The sequence below is a fragment of the Kitasatospora sp. NPDC058190 genome (genome assembly GCF_042883685.1).
Classification (GTDB): domain Bacteria; phylum Actinomycetota; class Actinomycetes; order Streptomycetales; family Streptomycetaceae; genus Kitasatospora.
In genome coordinates this window covers 20,375-36,373 of record NZ_JBHVVI010000059.1, presented here as the reverse complement: position 1 = coordinate 36,373, position 15,999 = coordinate 20,375, and the positions used below count along the sequence as shown (strand labels likewise).

The window sequence follows — 15,999 nt, the reverse complement described above, 5'->3', positions numbered from 1 at the left end:
GCGGCGGAGCCCGCCGCCGGACGGACGGAGCGTCAGCGCATGCCTCCGGACGCGAGGATGACGTCCCCGGTGATCCAGCGCGCGTCGTCGGAGGCCAGGAAGGCCACCAGCGGGCCGTAGTCGTCCGGGGTGCCCGTTCGCCCCAGTGGGGTGTCGGCGATCGCCTGCACTTCCTGGGCCGAGCCGGGGAATCCCATGGCCCTGGTGCCCTCGGTGTCCGACGGTCCGGGCATGATCGCGTTGACCCGGATGCCGCGCGGGCCCAGTTCCTTGGCCGCGACGATGGTGAACGCGTTGACCGCGCTCTTGGAGGCGACGTAGAGCGAGGCGTACGGCGGGTGGGTGAGCGTGCCGGCCGTCGAGACGTTGATGATCGACGCGGCGCCGATGTCGTCCTGCGCGGCCAGGGCCTGCGTCGTGAGGATCGTGCCCAGCAGGTTCGTGGTCATCTCGCGCTGGAACTCCTCTTCGGTGATGCCCGACAGCGGCGCGAAGGCGACGACGGCCGCGTTGTTCACGAGCACGTCGACCGGTCCGTACTCCTCGCGCGCCCGATCGAACAGCCGGCGCACGTCGTCGCCGCGGGCCACGTCCGCCTGGACCGCTACCGCCCGGCCGCCCTTGGCGGTGATGCCCGCGACGACCCGCTCGGCGCCCTTCGCATCCTCCCGGTAGTTCACCACGACGGCTGCGCCGGTCCCGGCCAGTGCCTTGGCGATCCCCGCGCCCAGGCCCTTCGACGCACCCGTGACGATCGCCGTACGTGCGTTGCTGCTGCTCACAGTGACTCCTCGAACGTTGGTACTTGCGGAAGTCACCGTAGGAAAGCCCATTACTAGTGGGAAGTACCTACTTTTTTGTAAGCTCCTGACGTGATGGAACCTCAGCAGGTCGCGACGGCCAACCGGCTCCTGGCCCACGACACCTTCGACAACAAGTGCGCGCTCAGGCCGATCATGGACCAGACGACGAGCCGCTGGGCGACGCTGATCATCTCGGCCCTCATCGCCGGCCCGCACCGCTTCGCGCAGCTGCACCAACGAGTCGGTGGCATCAGCCAGAAGATGCTGTCGCAGAACCTCAAGGCACTGGCCCGGGCCGGGCTCGTCGGCCGCGAGGTCGCGCCCACCAACCCGCCCCAGGTCACCTACAGCCTGACGGAACTCGGTGCCGGCCTGGCCGGGCCGCTGACCGAACTCATCCAGTGGTTCGGCAGACACGGAGACGAGCTCCTCGCCGCCCAGGAGCACTACGACAGCCAGAAGGCGTCACCGCACGGGTAACAGGCCCATCCCATGGGGCGGTTCGACGGAGTCCCGCGGCGGCGCCAGCTGCCCATGGGCCTGTCTTCAAACCCCCGCCTGCCGGGCGACGCCGGGCACGCACCTCGTCGTGGACGCCCTCGTTCGGAGTCGGCCCTCGGAGTCGGCCCGAGGAACTCCTCTGCGACAGCGACCTGTTGGCCTACGTCGCCGAAGCCACTGGAGCTCCGTACCGGACGGTTGAGGGGCTACCGCCCCCGCTCGAAGACCAGCTCCGTCCAGTGCACGCCACCGCGCCCGTGCAGGTCCGGGCGCTCGCCCCGGTGCAGCAGGTGCAGACCGCGCGCGTCGGCGAGGGCGACGGTGTGCTCGGGCGGGAGATCGAACATGCGGCGGCCGGGCGGGACCGGGCCGTGGCGGAGGGTGAGGGCGAGGCGGCCGCCGGGGGCCAGCAGCCGGGCCAGGGCTTCCATCGCGGGCGGGCATTCGGCCGGGGTGAGGTGCATCCACACGGCCGTGAGCAGCACGAGGTCGAAGCGCGAGCCCTCGGCGGTGAGCAGCGGGAGCGAAGGCAGCGAGTCCGCCACCCACCGCACTCCCGACGCCGCGTGCAACCGCTCCCCCACGGCCCGCAGTTCGGGCGTCGGCTCGGCCGCGACCACCCGGTGGCCGAGGGTGGCGAGGGCGGCCGCATCGCGGCCGGTGCCCGCGCCGATGTCGAGGACGGCGGCGGGCGCCGCCGGATAGAGGTGCAGCAACGAACGGTGCACCTCGGTGAAGCTCACGCTCTCGTACTGGACGGCGAGTTGCTCCGCTGCCTCGCCGTACCCGGCCGTGCCCGCCGGCCGGTCCGCTGCGCTCATTCCGCCTCCCGGACGGCCACCGCGTCGCCGGCTGCCGCCGCGCTCGCGAAGAAGTCCCGTAGTTCGCGCAGGTCGTTGACCACCTTGGCCGCCCAGGACTCGGACCAGGGCGTCGGGTAGTCGAGCCGCGCGACCGTGCGGGCGAGCACCGTGTCCTGCTGGCGCACGAGTTCACCGAGCGCCGAGTCCCGCAGGAACAGGAAGGCGGTCGCGACCTGCTCGGGGCTCAGTACCGGCATCTCGCCACCGGCCTCCCGACGCCCCCCGCCGTAGACCGGCAGCCGGGCGGCGGGGTCGGGGTGCAGGCCGTTCTCGGTGAGGGCGAGCTCCATGAGGACGGCCGTCTGCCGGACGCCGAGGGCGAGTCCGGCGGCGGCCAGCCGGTCGTACCGGACGTCGCGGTACCGAGGCACCAGCTCGCCGAGTTCCTCCGGCGAACAGGTGTCCACAGCTTGCCCCGGCAGGCGGCGCCAGAAGTGATCCACGCTCACCCGGACAGCGTAGCGAACGGGCGGCTCGGTGATCAGTGGCTCAGGCCGCGTCCGGTGGGTCCTGGCGGACCCGCCGAAGACCCGCAGCACGCGTCCTACGCCTCGCCGGGATGCCAGGTCGGCCATTCCCAGGGGCGGTCGGCCCAGTGCACCTTGACCGGGTCGTGCGGGTCGAGCCCGGGGAAGAGCTGGTGGATGCGGGGTTCGAATTCCTCGGGGCCGAGCGGCTCCCAGCCGTGGCCCTCGAAGTGGACGAGGCGGTAGCGGCTGTCGGTCCGGAAGTCGGCCACCTCGACCAGGGGCGCGGTCGTGCTGTTGGTCTCCATGACCCCCAGCATGTGGCGCGGCGGCAATCAGCGCCCCTTCAGACCCCTCTTCCGGGTCATGTCCCGGCGTCGGCGCGCTCGTTGAGCACGGAAAGGTACGGCGGGGGGAGCGCTGGAAGGACGAAGACATGACTGGGCAGCCCACCCGAGAGCAGTGGCAGTGGCCGCCGAACGCCTGGCAGCCGCCTCCCGTCCCCTCCCCTCCCCCGCCGGGAGCGCCCGTCGCCCCCGCTCCGGAGGCGCCGCCGCGGCGCTCCCGGAAGGTGTGGGCGGTCGCGGCGGGCGGGACGCTCACGCTGCTGGCGGCCGTTCTGGTGATGTGCGGCCCGGGCTCGGGCGACGACGTCCGCGTGGTGGCCGTGCCGGACGCCTCCCCCTCCACGGCCGCCCCGACGGGCCTGCCGCCGGTCTCGCCGTCGGCCGCGACGCCCTCGCCCTCCCCGCTGCCGTCGCCCGCCCCCACGATCGCCCAGCTGGGCGGCACGGGCGAGCCGACGTCCCAGGCGGCCGCCCCGGTCGTGACGGCCGCCCCGCCCGAGCCGGAGCCGGCCGACGCCCAGCACGCCACGGCCGGCCCCCGCCCCAAGCCCGGCCGCACCCCGCGCCCCAGCCCGTCCGCCCACGCCGCCCCACCGCCCCCGGGCGGTTCGATCCCCGCCTTGGGCCCGGGCGGCATCTGCGACCAGGCCGAACGCGTCGGCCGCTGGCCCGCCGGCTCCCAACAGGCGCGCCTCTGCCACAGCATCTACGGCTGAGCGCCCGCGACATCTACGGCTGAACACCCGCGACCCCGGCGGCCGGACCCGGCCGCCGGGCCGGCCGGGCTCTCCGGAACGAGTCGGCTCCTGTCGCTGAACCCGAGGTGGCCTCACACCTCGCCGAGGAACCCGGGGTCGGACGGCCCCAGCTGCCTGGCGAAGTCAGCGGCGATCCCGAGGACCTCGCGCATCGGCGCCGCCCGTCGACTCGTCGCGGCGAGATCCGCGTGGGCCTCCTCGGACCATGGGAACGGAAAGACGGTGATCCCCTGCGTGGGGGCCAGAGCGGCGGTCTCCTCCCGCCAGTCTGGCCAGCGCAGCCCGTCGTAGAACGTCTCCAGCCGGCCCGAGAGCAGCCAGGAGACCCACATGGAGTGGCCCATGTCCATCGCCTCCCACGCGAGCGTGTCGGGGGCGAAGTAGGTCATCTGCCCTGGCAATCCCGGGCGGCCCGCAGCCGCGGGATCATGGCCGTTCAGCGCGAACACCCCGCCCAGGGCGTCGTGGCCGACGACGAGGCCGGCGGCGGGATGCCAGGCGGGATCGAAGGCCGGGGGAAACCCGTTGACCTGCCCCAGGCTCGGCAGACCCCCGCCAACGGCCGAACCCCCGCCGAGGACTCGCACCCACCCGTCGTCCAGCAGCAACCCGCCGGTGTTCAGCACGAGAGCACCGAGCACCGATCGCGCGGTGACCTGCAACTGCAGGAGACACCGACGGCCCTCGTCGCGGTCGGCTCGCATCACCTGCGCGGGCACGGGGCCCGCCGTGAGCATCTCCTGGAGCTGGGGCCAGGCCGGATCGTCCACATCGGCCAACTCGTCGATCTCTCGCATCCGAGGATGATCGCACCGCTCCACCGGACTGCGACGACCGGGCTGCCGGGGCCCACACCCCGGCAGCCCGGGGCATCACGGCGCGCCCAGCAGCGCCTTGTCCAGCCGTGGCGCCAGCACCCGCGCGAGGGTGTCCGTGATGTGCCCGCTGTCCCGGTAGAGCACCACGCCCTCCAGGACGGCCGGGCAGCTGGGACCGCTGCCCGGGCAGAGCAGCGGACCGAGGTCCAGCGTCCGGACGCCGTAGCGGGCCGCGAGGCCGCCGTCGAGCAGCGGGTCGGGCTCGAAGGCGGTGTCGCGCGGGAAGAAGCAGGCGTCGGAGCGGCCGTCGGAGGCCGCGAGGCAGGTGGGGACGTCCTTGCCGGGCATCGGGGTGTCGCCGAGGTAGGCGAGGGGGGCGCCGAGCGCGGTGAGCCGGTCGAGGGTGCGGGTCCAGCCGGCGGTGCGTTCCTCCCGACTGCCGTAGCGGTTGAGACCGGCCATCAGCACCAGCCGGGGCCTGGGGCCGGAGGTGAGGCGGGTGAGGGTGTTCTCGCGCCAGCGGTCGCACTCGGCGAAGGTGCGGCCGAGCACGTCGTTGCGCACGGTGAGGGTGGCGAGCGGGCAGCCGGGCTTGACCAGGACCTCCAGGGCCCAGTGCCGCTGCTCGGCCATCCTCAGGGCGGCGGAGATCCACTGTCCGGCGTGCGAGTCGCCGAGCAGCACGATCCGGTCGGGGCTGTCCTCGGCGCCGAACAGGCAGCGCGGGCTGCGGTCGGCGTTGAGCGGGATCTCGCAGCCCTTGCCGGGCGGGAAGTCCTCGCGGGCGCGGGCCGGCGAGGGGGTGAGGCTGAGCACCCGGGTGCCGGGGGCGAGCAGGGTGAGCCCGTCGGCGGCCCCGGCGGGTGCGGCGGCCGGGGCGGCGTTGGTGCCGCCGAGGGCGCGTACCGTGCCGCCGCCGAGGGTGAGGGCGGCGATCAGCGGGATGACCAGGGCACTGGCGCCGACCGCGAGGCCGCGCCGGGGTGCCGGGCTGCTGCCGTATCGCAGCGGCTGTTCGACCAGCCGCAGGGTGAGCCAGGCGGGCAGGGCACTGGCGGCGGTGAGCGCGACCAGGGTGGTCCAGGGCAGCGCGCCGTACCGGGCCTGGGCGATGGTCAGCACCGGCCAGTGCCAGAGGTACCAGGCGTACGAGAGGCGTCCGGCGGCGCGCAGCGGACGGCTGCCGAGCAGTCCCCCGGCCGCGCGGTCGGTCGGGCCCGCGAGCAGGACGGCGGCGGTCCCGAGCACGGGCAGCAGCGCGGCGGCGCCGGGGAAGGGCGTGGTGCGGTCGTACAGGACGATCGGCGCGAGGACCGCCGCCAGGCCCGCCCACCGGAGCAGCCGCAGCGCCCACACCAGGGATCGACCCGGCGTACGCGTGGCCAGTGCGCCGCCCGGCAGGGCCGCGCACGCCCCCGCCGCGAACTCCCAGAGTCGGCTGCCGGTGGAGAAGTAGGCGAGTGGCGCCGAGGTCGCCGTCCAGCGCAGGCACAGCGCCAGTGAGACCCCGCCGACGGCCACGGTCACGACCGTGACGGCGGCCAGGCGCCGGCGCCCGTGCAGGTACCGGGCGAGGCCGAGCAGCAGCACCCCCCAGAGCAGGTAGAACTGGTTCTCCACACCCAGCGACCAGAAGTGCTGGAGCGGGCTGGGGTCGCGTTCGGCGGCGAGCTAGTCGGTCTGCTGGCCGACGAAGCGCCAGTTGGCGAACTGCCCGGCGGCGGCGATCAGGTCGCGGGCGAGGTCGGTGCCGCGCAGCGGGTCGAGCAGTGCGCCGCCGGCGACGGCGGTGGCGACCAGCACGGTGGCGGCGGCGGGCAGGATGCGCCGGGCGCGGCGGGCGGCGAAGTCCCACGGGCCGAGCGGGCGGCCGAGCAGCAGGCCGGTGATGAGGAAGCCGGAGATGACGAAGAAGACGTCGACGCCGACGTAGCCGCCGGTCAGTCCGGGGACGGCGGCGTGGTAGGCGAGGACGGAGAGCACGGCGATGCCGCGCAGCCCCTCGATGTCGGGGCGGAAGGCGGTGCGTCGGCGGGTGGCCTCGACGGCGGAGCGACCGGGGACGGCGAGCGGCCGGTCGACCCGGGCGACTCCGGGCAGCGGTTCGGCGGATGAAGTGGAAGAAGCGGCGGAGGTGGACGACGGAGGTGGTACGGCCGTTGGCACGACGGTGCTCCTTGCAGGGCTGGCAGCGGTGGTCGGGCCCGCCGGGCCGATGGGGCGGCCGAGCGGCGGAGTCCGCGCCGGTGGGGCGACGCGCAAGGAAACGGCTCAGGAAAGAGCTCGGAGCAGCTCGGAACTGCGGGTCAGAAGATCAGCGGGTCAGAAGATCAGCGGATCGGCCCAGCCGGAGGCCAGCACCCCGCACAGCAGCAGCACGGCGGTGACGGCGACGGCCTCGGCCCACCCGAACCCGAGGTCGGACCCGAACCCGAGGTCGGAGCGCCGCCGCACCGGCGGCGCGACCTCCCCGACCGTGGCCCCCTTGCCCCCGCCGAGCAGTGGCCACAACGACCGGACCAGCGGAATCACGGTGTACGCGGTGAGCGCCAGCAGCCCGCCGAGCCCCCAGTACGGCCGCCAGCCGTGTTCCAGCACGGCCCGCACCAGCCCGGCGACGCCCGCGAGGACGACGAAGCCGAGCCAGCCGACCCCGAGCCGGGCGACGGTACGGGCCAGCGAGGTCCCGCCGGTGACGGCGCCGGTGGGCACCCACTCGGCGGAGCGGCGGCGCAGCGCGTGCCCGACGGCGACCACGTGGCAGAGCCCCCCGAGGAGTTGGACCCGGGTGACCTCGAACCGCCAGCGGGTGCGGGACATCGCGGGCAGCAGCACGAGCGCGACCCAGATCGGCGGCAGGAAGGGCAGCACCTGCCAGGGCCGGATCTCCGCCGGGGCGAAGAACAGCATGATCAGCGCGGGCAGCGGCACGGCGAACACGTTCACGGCGCTCGTGACGTAGCCGAGGATGCCGTTCCAGAAGCAGAGCCGGGCCGAGCGGGACAGCGCCCGTCCGCGCCGGAAGTCGGGGTCACCGACGAGGGCGAGGGAGCCGAGGCACCAGCGGTACTGCTGGCTGATGAAGGCGGGCAGGCCGGTGGGCGACATGCCCTTGGCGACGAGGGCGGGCACGTACCGGGTGGTCCACCCGGCGCCGGCGAGCGAGAGGCCGGTGTAGAGGTCCTCGCTGTGGTCGATCTCGGCGAAGCCGCCGACCCGTTCCAGGGCGGCGCGGCGGTAGAGGGCGTTGGTGCCGCAGCAGACGGTACCGTCCCGGGCGTCCCGGGAGGGCTGGATCCAGCGGTAGAAGATCTCCTGGGTGGCCCCTGCCGCGCGTTCGAGCCAGGACATGTCGGCGTCGGTGTCGAAGCACTGCGGGCTCTGCACGATGCCGACCTCGGGGTTGTCGAGGTAGGGCACCAGGTGGTGCAGGAAGTCGGGGCGGGGGCAGAAGTCGGCGTCGAGGACGGCGACGATCTCGCCGGTGCCCTCGGCCAGGCCGTGGTTGAGGTTGCCGGCCTTCTTGAACCGACCCCGGTCGGGGCGGGCGCGGTACTGGAAACCGTGGGATTCGGCGAGTTCGCGCACCTCGGGGCGGTCGGCGTCGTCGAGGACCAGGACGGTCAGCTCGCCGGGCCAGTGGACGGCGGCGGCGTGGCGGTAGGCGTTGTCCAGGACGGCCAGCGGCTCGCCGGCGGTGGGCAGCAGCAGGTCGACGCCGGGGTGGCGGGCGGGGTTCCAGGCGCGCAGCAGCAGGTCGTGCGAGTCGCGGGTGTAGCGGCGGGCGCGCTGGCCGTCGGTGAGTGAGAGCAGCCAGGTGACGGCGTTGAGCACGGTGAGTACCAGGAACGGCCAGAGCGGTGGCTTGCTGAGCGCGAACAGGCCGAGCGTGGCGGTGGCTCCCGCGTAGGAGAGGGTGGCGCAGAGCGGCACCCAGCGGCGCTGCGGGCCGAAGTACCAGTGGAGCTCCTCGTCGTCGGGTGGGCCGGGCAGGCGGAGGTCGGGGTCCGCGAGCGTCCGGCGCGGACCGGTGTCGGGTGCGGGCATGGCGGTGCCATGGAGTGCGGGCATGCGGAAGCGGCCCCCCTGGGCATCGGACGGAACCTTGCCGTTCGCCCCCAGCCTCTCACATTGGTCTGGACCAATCGTGAACGAGGTATGACATCTCCACATCGCCCCAGCTCAGCGAGTTGACGATGCGTCAGTCGGATTTCCGCCCATCAAACGATCAACGAATCAGCCCCTCCTCACACCGCCTTCAGCTCCTTGGTCAGCTGCTCGAACCGCAGATCCGGTCGGCGCGGGATGCCGAAGCGCTCGTCCCCGTACGGGAACGGACTGTAGACGCCGGTGCGACGGAATCCGCGCCGCTCGTACCAGGCGATCAGCTCCGCGCGCTGCTCGACCACCTTCATCTCCAGCAGCGCCACGCTCCACTCCTCCCGGGCCACCCGCTCCGCCTCGGCCAGCACCACCCGGCCGATCCCGCCGCCCTGCAGGGTGGGGCGCACCGAGAACATGCCGAAGTAGGCGCGGTCCGCACGCCGCTCGAGCTGGCAGCAGGCGACCAGCTCGCCGTCGCGCTCGACCAGCAGCACCACGCCCTCAGGGTCCTCGACGGCCTCGGTGACACTGGCGGGGTCGGTGCGCCGCCCGTCCAGCAGGTCCGCCTCGGTGGTCCAGCCGGCCTTGCTGGCCTCGCCGCGGTAGGCGGACTCGACCAGCTCGACCAGCGCCGGGACGTCGGCGACGGTCGCGACGCGGAAGACGGGCTCCCCGGCGGGCCCGGCGGCGATCTCGGACATGGCGGTTCCTCTCCTCGGAAAAGTCGACGTCCGGGCATGGTGCCACAGCACCCGCACCGCGAGGACCGGGCACCCTCGCCGGGCGATGGCGTCCGGCGCCGCGTGACGCGGGTTCAGGGAGTGGCGCCGGACACCTGGCGCCACTGGCGGGTACATGGCTACCCTGCTCCCCGGCCGGGCCAACCACCGGCCGTACCGGGCCCGTTGGGCCACAGCGCCGCGGGCCGTCGCACCGGAACCAGAGGAGTGTCCATGCCCCGCTCTTCCCGCTCCGTCCGCCCCACCGGTACCACCAGATCCGCTGCTCGCCGCCGGCTGCCCCTAGTGGCCGCGCTCGCCGCCGCGACCGCCCTGGTCGCCGGCGCCGCCGCGCCCGCGTACGCGGCCGATCCCGCCCCTCTTGCCCCTGCCCCCGAGGGCCGTACGGCCTTCCACCCCGACCGCGACTTCGCCGGCTCCACCGTCGCCGCCCACGAGGGCCGCTCCGGCACCGCCCCCCTCGCCTCGCTCGCCGTCACCCAGACCCCGGGGCTGGACGTCGCCAGCTACCAGGGCAACGTCGACTGGTCGTCGGCGGCCGCCAACGGCGCCCAGTTCGCCTACGTCAAGGCCACCGAGGGCACCAGCTACACCAACCCGTCCTTCGCCCAGCAGTACAACGGCTCCTACAATTCCGGCCTGATCCGCGGCGCCTACCACTTCGCGCTGCCGGGCAACTCCTCCGGCTCCGCCCAGGCCAACTGGTTCGTCGACCACGGCGGCGGCTGGTCCGCCGACGGCCAGACCCTGCCGCCCGCGCTGGACATCGAGTACAACCCCTACGGCGCCACCTGCTACGGCCTCAGCCAGAGCGGCATGGTCAGCTGGATCCAGGACTTCAGCAACACCGTCCACTACCGCACCGGCCGCTACCCGACCATCTACACCACGACCAACTGGTGGTCGAGCTGCACCGGCAACTACGGCGGCTTCGGCGCCACCAACCCGCTGTGGATCGCCCGTTACTCCTCGACCGTCGGCACCCTGCCGAACGGCTGGAGCTACCAGACCTTCTGGCAGTTCGCCGACTCCGGCACCTTCCCCGGCGACCAGGACCTGTTCAACGGCGCCTCCGATCGGCTGAGCGCGCTCGCGCTCGGCTGACGCGAACGAGCGGCCGCCGCACCCGTGGGCGCGGCGGCCGCTTCCCGTTCAGCATGAGCCGGTCAGCACGAGCCGGTCGGCGTGGGTCGATCAGCGCGGGTCGACCAGCTCCGGGGCGAACACCGTGCCCAGCGGCTCCGGTCCCACGTACTGCTGGCAGTTGCACTGCCCCGGCTCGTAGCGCACCGGCCGGCGGTCGGCGTCCCAGGCGGTGGGCGTCTCGACCACCTCGTGGCAGCGGCCCTGCTTGTCGTGCTTGGCCAGGTGGTGGGTGCAGCCGCAGACCGGCTCGGGCGGGCGGCTGGCCTCCTCCAGCGCGAGGCGCTGGCGGTGCTGGGCGTCGAGCAGTTCGAGCTTGCGGTTGTGACGGACCTTCAGCCCCTTGCGCACCCGGCCGGCGACCGACCCGCCGCCGTAGAGCACGGCGGGCACCAGCCACCACAGGTTCCACAACGAGTCCACTCACGCCCCCCACTGCTGCCGTTTCCTGGTGCAGATCATACGACTGACCAGCGAGAACGACACAGAAGGGATGGCCGGATCAGCGGATCACCGGCAGCACCGGCCCCGCACTGCGGCCCGCCGCCGCCTCGATGAAGGCCACCGGATCGGCGACCTCGGCCAACAGGTCGCGGGTGAAGTTCAGGGCCCCTTCGGCGGGCGCCGGACCGCCGACCGCCGCGATCAGGTCGAGCAGGTGGACGGTCGCCTCCATCAGCGCCACCTCGCCCAGCGCCCCCACCGTGGCACTGCCGAGCAGCGGGTGCGCCACCACCGTGCTGGGCGGAAGGTCGGCGAGTCCGGCCAGGGCGGCCGGGCCCTCGACGCCGAACCGGGCGATCAGCACGGCCGGTTCGGCCGCCTCGGCCGCCTGCTTGGCCATGTCGGCGACCTGCCCGGCGGCGGTGTGGGCGATCCCGCCCGGTCGGTTGAACGCCCGCAGGATGCCAGCCCCGCTCGTCACCTCGGCCGGCCCGTCCAGCACCGCCACCCGCAGCCCGGTGAACATCTCCGGCACCGGCGCCACGTGCGCGTACAGCTCCCGGACGGTCCAGTGGGGCAGCCGGGTGGGCCGGTCCCACTCCTCCGCCGCGAGGGTCTCGCCGCGCTCGGCCCAGGAGGCCCAGGCCTGCGCCAACATGGCGCGCACGGAGTCATTCTGACTTGCCATCGGATCTCCTTCGCACACGTGGTCACCGGAGTTCCCCACGCTACCCTGCGGCCGCGGAAAACCACTTGTCGCCCCGGTGTTCCGGCCGCCACGATCGGCACATGACCGACACCCCCGCCCGCCCGCTGCCCGTGACCGCCGCCGTACGCTCGGCCCCGGTCCAGCAGCAGCCCGGCCGTCCCCGGAGGCCCGACCGCGCCCACGCGTGAGCGCCGCGCTGGTCGCGGGGCTGCTCGCCGGGTACGGCGTGGCCGTACCGGTGGGGGCCGTCGGGGCCTACCTGGTCTCGCTCACCGCGCGCAGCTCGCTGCGCACCGGCGCCTGCGCCGCGCTCGGCGTGGCCACCGCGGACGGGCTGTACGCGTTGCTCGCGGCCGTCGGCGGCACCGGCCTGGCGCCGCTGCTCGAACCGGTCGCCCGGCCACTGCGACTCGCCTCGGCCCTGGTGCTGCTCGCGCTCGCCGCCCGCACCGCCGCCACCACCCTGCGCAGCCGCCGGACGACCGCCACGCTCGCGGCCGAGGCGCCACCCGGCCCGCTCCGCGCCTACCTCAGCCTGCTCGGGATCACCCTGCTCAATCCGCTGACCGTGCTCTACTTCGCCGCCCTCGTCCTGGGTAGCGGGGGCCGGGACGGCGCCGTCTCGGGCCCGCTCGCCCGGGCGGTGTTCACCGCCGCCGCCTTCGCGGCCTCCGCCAGCTGGCAGCTGCTGCTCGCCTCCGGCGGCGCGCTGCTCGGCCGGGCGCTCACCGGCCCCCGCGGCCGCCTGCTCACCGCCCTCGGCTCGGCCGCCCTGGTCGGCTGGCTCGCCGTCCGCCTGCTGATCGGCGCGGCGTGAGCCCGCGGCGCTCAGCCCTGAGGGTCCTCCCCGCAAGCCCTCCCGGCGGGCCGGTCAGAGCCGGGCGCCGAGCATCCGCAGCACCAACTCGCCGTAGCGGCGCCCGAGTTCCTCCGGCGTCTCGCTGGAGCGCTCGGTGTACCAGCGGGAGACGTCGATGCCCAGCGAGGTGACCGCACGGGCCGCCGTGCGCACCTCCGAGACCTCGAACTCGCCCGCCGTCACGCCCGCCTCGATCAGCGTGCTGACCTCGCGCTCGATGTCCAGCCGCAGCGCCGCGACCACCGCGTAGGCGTCCTCGGGCAGCGCGTGCAGCTCGTAGTTGACCACCCGGCCGACCGTCCGGGCCCTGGCGTGCCAGACGGTGAACTCCTCGACCAGGCGCCGCATCCGCTCGGCCGGGCCGCCGTCCCCGGCCGCCGCCGCCCGGACCAGGGCCAGCGTGGCGGCGTGCCCGGCCTGGCTGATCTCGGCGAGCAGCGCGGCCTTGGACTGGTAGTGGATGTACAGCGCGGCCGGGCTCATCCCGGCCGCGGTGGCGATGTCCCGGGTGGTGGTGGCGTGGAAGCCGCGCTCCGCGAACGACTCGACGGCCGCCTGGAGCAGCCGGTACGCCGCCTCGGGGCGGGTGTCGGCGCCGGGCAGGGTCGGCCAGAGGTCGGCGATGGGCGTTCTGGTCATGGCGCCATCCTCCCAGAAGACTCGTACAGGCATTCCCGCCGACCGCTCTGCGGACCGTCGGGCCGGACGACCGGCGGGCTGTGGCGCCCGCCGACTGTTGACAGGTTCCCGCACCGACACCATGCTGAGCAAGCGCTTAGTCAGCGACCGTCCCTCAGGATCCGGCATGCAGGATCCTCGCGCGAAAGGCAGGACCCTCCGTGGTGCACTCCTTCAAGGGCCAGGTGGCCGTCGTCACCGGATCGAGCCGCGGCATAGGCCTCGGCATCGCGCGCGAGCTGGTCGACCGCGGCGCCAAGGTCTGCCTCACCGCCCGCAACCCGGAGCCGCTCGCCGAGGCCGTCCGCGACCTGGGCGGCCCGGACAACGCGATCGCCGTCGCGGGCAAGGCCGACGACCCGGCCCACCAGGAGGAGGCCATCGCCCGCACCCTGGAGGCCTTCGGCCGGCTCGACCACCTGGTCAACAACACCGGCATCAACCCGGTCTACGGGCCGATGCTGGAGACCGACGACGCGGCCGCCGCCAAGATCATGGCCGTCAACGTGCTCGGCCCGCTGGCCTGGATCCGCCGGGCGCACGCCGCGTGGATGGGCGAACACGGCGGCGCGGTCGTCAACGTCGCCTCGATCGCCGGCATCCGGTCCTCGCCCGGGATCGGCGTGTACGGCGTCAGCAAGGCCGCCCTGATCCGGCTCACCGTCGAACTCGGCGCCGAGCTGGGCCCGCAGGGCGTCCGGGTCAACGCCGTCGCCCCCGCCGTGGTCAAGACCAAGTTCGCCGAGGCGCTGTACGAGGGCCGCGAGGAGGAGGTCTCCAGGGCCTACCCGCTGGGCCGGCTCGGCGTCCCCGCGGACGTCGCGGGCGCGGTCGCCTTCCTGCTCTCCTCCGACGCCGGCTGGATCACCGGCGAGACCCTCGTGGTGGACGGCGGCGTCACCCTCGGCGGTGGCATGTGACAGAGGACCTGACGGGCCAGGGCGTGGTGGTGACCGGCGCCGGCCGGGGCATCGGCGCCGCCCTGGCCAAGGCCTTCGCCGGGGCCGGCGCCCGGGTCGTGGTCAACGACCTGGACGCCGGGGCCGCCCGCAAGGTCGCCGAGGAGTGCGGCGGCACCGCCCTGCCCGGCGACGCCGCCTCCGCCACCGGCCTGGCCACCCTGGTCGACCGGGCCCGCACCGAGCTCGGCGAGATCGACCTGTGGTGCGCCAACGCCGGCGTCGCCCCGGTCGGCGGCGCCGACGCCCCCGCCGCGGCCTGGGCCAGCGCCTGGGAGGTCAACGTGATGGCGCACGTGCGGGCCGCCGAACTGCTGCTCCCCCGCTGGCTGGAGCGCGGAAACGGCCGCTTCCTGGCCACCGTCTCCGCCGCCGGGCTGCTCACCATGCTCGGCTCGGCCCCGTACGCGGTCAGCAAGCACGGCGCGCTCGCCTTCGCCGAATGGCTCTCCGCCACCTACCGCCACCGGGGCATCCGGGTGCACGCGCTCTGCCCGCAGGGCGTGCGCACCGACATGCTGGCCTCGACCGGCCCGGTCGGCGAGGCACTGCTCGCCCCGACGGCGCTGGACCCGGAGGACGTCGCCGCGGAGGTGCTGGACGCGCTGCGCCACGACCGCTTCCTGATCCTGCCGCACCCGGAGGTCGCCGAGTACTACCGCGTCCGGGCGAGCGAACCGGAGCGCTGGATCGCCGGGATGAACCGGCTCCAGCGGGGCCTGGAGGAGGGTGACGCGCTGTGAGGGCCTGGCAGGTGGGTGAGCTCGGCGAGCCGGCCGCGGTGATGCGGCTCGCCGAGGACGTGCCGCGGCCGGTGGCCGGCCCGGGCCAGTTGCTGGTCCGGGTCAGGGCGGCTGCGGTGAACTTCCCGGACGCCCTGATGGTGCGCGGGCACTACCAGGTCCGCCCTCCGCTGCCGTTCACGCCCGGCGTGGAGCTGTGCGGCGAGGTCGCGGACGGCGCCCGGCGGGGCGAGCGGGTGATCGGCAACCCGGTGCTGCCGCACGGAGCCTTCGCCGAGTACGCGCTGCTGGACGCCGCGGCCGCGTTCCCGGCCCCCGAGGCGCTGGACGACGCGGAGGCGGCGGCGCTGCACATCGGCTACCAGACCGCCTGGTTCGCCCTGCACCGCCGGGCCCGGCTGCGGGTCGGCGAGACCCTGCTGGTGCACGCGGCGGCCGGCGGGGTCGGCAGCGCGGCGGTGCAGCTGGGCCGGGCCGCCGGGGCGCGGGTGATCGCCGTGGTCGGCGGCGCGGCCAAGGCGGAGACGGCGCGTTCGCTGGGCGCCGACCTGGCGGTGGACCGGACGGCCGAGGACTTCGTCGCCGCCGTCAAACAGGCCACCGGCGGGCGCGGTGCGGACGTGGTCTTCGACCCGGTCGGCGGCGACGCCTACACCGGCTCCGCCAAGTGCGTCGCCTTCGAGGGCCGGATCGTGGTGGTCGGCTTCGCCGCCGGACAGATCCCGGCGCCGGCGCTCAACCACGCCCTGGTGAAGAACTACTCGATCCTGGGCCTGCACTGGGGCCTCTACAACACCCAAGACCCGCGCGCGGTCCGCGCCGCCCACGACGAGCTGACCAAGCTCGCCGAGCAGGGCGTGGTCCGGCCGCTGATCAGTGCCCGGGTGCCGCTGGCCGGCGCCGCGGACGCCGTCCAGCGGGTGGCCTCCGGACTGAGCACCGGCCGGATCGCCGTCCTCGGGGAGTAGCGGGCCGGGCAGTAGCGGACCGGAACGTAGCGGACCGGAACGTAGCGGGCCAGGGAGTAGCAGGCCGGGGAGTAGCGGGCCAGGGAGTAGCGGCT

Annotated in this window: 18 protein-coding genes and 1 pseudogene; 7 read left to right on the top strand and 12 right to left on the bottom strand. The window is 74.3% G+C overall.

Annotation, left to right across the window (positions count from 1 at the left end; all coding sequences use genetic code 11):
• Window positions 1–32 precede the first annotated feature (32 nt).
• On the bottom strand, window positions 33–782 hold the full coding sequence (locus ACFVWU_RS25415) for an SDR family NAD(P)-dependent oxidoreductase (RefSeq protein WP_387625103.1): 750 nt from the start codon (window positions 780–782) through the stop codon (window positions 33–35).
• 93 nt (window positions 783–875) lie between these two features.
• Here ACFVWU_RS25415 and ACFVWU_RS25410 point away from each other — a divergent pair, with 93 nt between their 5' ends.
• A complete protein-coding gene (locus ACFVWU_RS25410) occupies window positions 876–1,283 on the top strand; it encodes a winged helix-turn-helix transcriptional regulator (protein WP_387625144.1) in 408 nt (135 codons plus the stop codon).
• Between the two features lie 227 nt (window positions 1,284–1,510).
• Here the strand turns inward: ACFVWU_RS25410 and ACFVWU_RS25405 are convergent, their stop codons facing one another.
• From ACFVWU_RS25405 to ACFVWU_RS25395, 3 genes are all read right to left on the bottom strand, one after another.
• Complete coding sequence (locus tag ACFVWU_RS25405) at window positions 1,511–2,125, bottom strand: class I SAM-dependent methyltransferase (RefSeq protein WP_387625101.1); 615 nt, start codon at window positions 2,123–2,125, stop codon at window positions 1,511–1,513.
• Window positions 2,122–2,616 (bottom strand): hypothetical protein, encoded by a 495-nt coding sequence (locus tag ACFVWU_RS25400; RefSeq protein ID WP_387625099.1) that lies wholly within the window; start codon window positions 2,614–2,616, stop codon window positions 2,122–2,124. The genes ACFVWU_RS25405 and ACFVWU_RS25400 overlap by 4 nt, the downstream gene beginning before the upstream one ends.
• Before the next feature lie 95 nt (window positions 2,617–2,711).
• Window positions 2,712–2,942 carry a hypothetical protein gene (locus tag ACFVWU_RS25395; RefSeq protein ID WP_387625097.1) on the bottom strand — a complete coding sequence of 77 codons (231 nt, stop codon included), beginning with the start codon at window positions 2,940–2,942 and terminating at the stop codon, window positions 2,712–2,714.
• Between the two features lie 128 nt (window positions 2,943–3,070).
• Here ACFVWU_RS25395 and ACFVWU_RS25390 point away from each other — a divergent pair, with 128 nt between their 5' ends.
• Window positions 3,071–3,697 (top strand): hypothetical protein, encoded by a 627-nt coding sequence (locus tag ACFVWU_RS25390; protein WP_387625095.1) that lies wholly within the window; start codon window positions 3,071–3,073, stop codon window positions 3,695–3,697.
• 113 nt (window positions 3,698–3,810) lie between these two features.
• Here ACFVWU_RS25390 and ACFVWU_RS25385 read toward each other — a convergent pair whose 3' ends face one another.
• The 5 genes and pseudogenes from ACFVWU_RS25385 to ACFVWU_RS25365 form a co-directional block, all read right to left on the bottom strand.
• A complete protein-coding gene (locus tag ACFVWU_RS25385; protein WP_387625093.1) occupies window positions 3,811–4,536 on the bottom strand; it encodes a DUF2625 family protein in 726 nt (241 codons plus the stop codon).
• Between the two features lie 75 nt (window positions 4,537–4,611).
• Window positions 4,612–5,373, bottom strand: coding sequence for an SGNH hydrolase domain-containing protein (locus ACFVWU_RS25380; RefSeq protein ID WP_387625142.1), 762 nt, complete (start codon window positions 5,371–5,373; stop codon window positions 4,612–4,614).
• A 222-nt stretch (window positions 5,374–5,595) separates the two neighbouring features.
• Window positions 5,596–6,723, bottom strand: a pseudogene (locus ACFVWU_RS25375) (acyltransferase family protein); the annotation flags it as partial.
• A 156-nt stretch (window positions 6,724–6,879) separates the two neighbouring features.
• Window positions 6,880–8,628, bottom strand: a complete 1,749-nt coding sequence (locus ACFVWU_RS25370) for a glycosyltransferase family 2 protein (protein ID WP_387625091.1) — start codon at window positions 8,626–8,628, stop codon at window positions 6,880–6,882.
• A 176-nt stretch (window positions 8,629–8,804) separates the two neighbouring features.
• A complete protein-coding gene (locus ACFVWU_RS25365) occupies window positions 8,805–9,362 on the bottom strand; it encodes a GNAT family N-acetyltransferase (RefSeq protein WP_387625089.1) in 558 nt (185 codons plus the stop codon).
• Between the two features lie 252 nt (window positions 9,363–9,614).
• Between ACFVWU_RS25365 and ACFVWU_RS25360 the strand changes: the two genes are divergently transcribed.
• Window positions 9,615–10,505, top strand: a complete 891-nt coding sequence (locus tag ACFVWU_RS25360) for a lysozyme (RefSeq protein WP_387625087.1) — start codon at window positions 9,615–9,617, stop codon at window positions 10,503–10,505.
• Between the two features lie 90 nt (window positions 10,506–10,595).
• Here the strand turns inward: ACFVWU_RS25360 and ACFVWU_RS25355 are convergent, their stop codons facing one another.
• Both ACFVWU_RS25355 and ACFVWU_RS25350 read right to left on the bottom strand, forming a co-directional pair.
• Window positions 10,596–10,967 carry a hypothetical protein gene (locus tag ACFVWU_RS25355; RefSeq protein ID WP_387625085.1) on the bottom strand — a complete coding sequence of 124 codons (372 nt, stop codon included), beginning with the start codon at window positions 10,965–10,967 and terminating at the stop codon, window positions 10,596–10,598.
• 79 nt (window positions 10,968–11,046) lie between these two features.
• Window positions 11,047–11,676 (bottom strand): maleylpyruvate isomerase N-terminal domain-containing protein, encoded by a 630-nt coding sequence (locus ACFVWU_RS25350; protein ID WP_387625083.1) that lies wholly within the window; start codon window positions 11,674–11,676, stop codon window positions 11,047–11,049.
• A 205-nt stretch (window positions 11,677–11,881) separates the two neighbouring features.
• Between ACFVWU_RS25350 and ACFVWU_RS25345 the strand changes: the two genes are divergently transcribed.
• Window positions 11,882–12,514: a LysE family transporter gene (locus tag ACFVWU_RS25345; RefSeq protein WP_387625081.1), complete on the top strand. Its 633-nt coding sequence runs from the start codon at window positions 11,882–11,884 to the stop codon at window positions 12,512–12,514.
• 54 nt (window positions 12,515–12,568) lie between these two features.
• Here ACFVWU_RS25345 and ACFVWU_RS25340 read toward each other — a convergent pair whose 3' ends face one another.
• Window positions 12,569–13,195 (bottom strand): TetR/AcrR family transcriptional regulator, encoded by a 627-nt coding sequence (locus ACFVWU_RS25340; RefSeq protein ID WP_387625079.1) that lies wholly within the window; start codon window positions 13,193–13,195, stop codon window positions 12,569–12,571.
• A 200-nt stretch (window positions 13,196–13,395) separates the two neighbouring features.
• Between ACFVWU_RS25340 and ACFVWU_RS25335 the strand changes: the two genes are divergently transcribed.
• The 3 genes from ACFVWU_RS25335 to ACFVWU_RS25325 are packed head-to-tail and all read left to right on the top strand — an operon-like array spanning window position 13,396 to window position 15,904.
• Window positions 13,396–14,154, top strand: coding sequence for an SDR family oxidoreductase (locus ACFVWU_RS25335; protein WP_387625077.1), 759 nt, complete (start codon window positions 13,396–13,398; stop codon window positions 14,152–14,154).
• On the top strand, window positions 14,151–14,936 hold the full coding sequence (locus ACFVWU_RS25330; protein WP_387625075.1) for an SDR family NAD(P)-dependent oxidoreductase: 786 nt from the start codon (window positions 14,151–14,153) through the stop codon (window positions 14,934–14,936). Before ACFVWU_RS25335 ends, ACFVWU_RS25330 begins: the two co-directional genes overlap by 4 nt.
• Entirely contained in the window at window positions 14,933–15,904 is a 972-nt protein-coding gene (locus ACFVWU_RS25325) for an NADPH:quinone oxidoreductase family protein (RefSeq protein WP_387625073.1), read from the top strand. Before ACFVWU_RS25330 ends, ACFVWU_RS25325 begins: the two co-directional genes overlap by 4 nt.
• Window positions 15,905–15,999 lie beyond the last annotated feature (95 nt).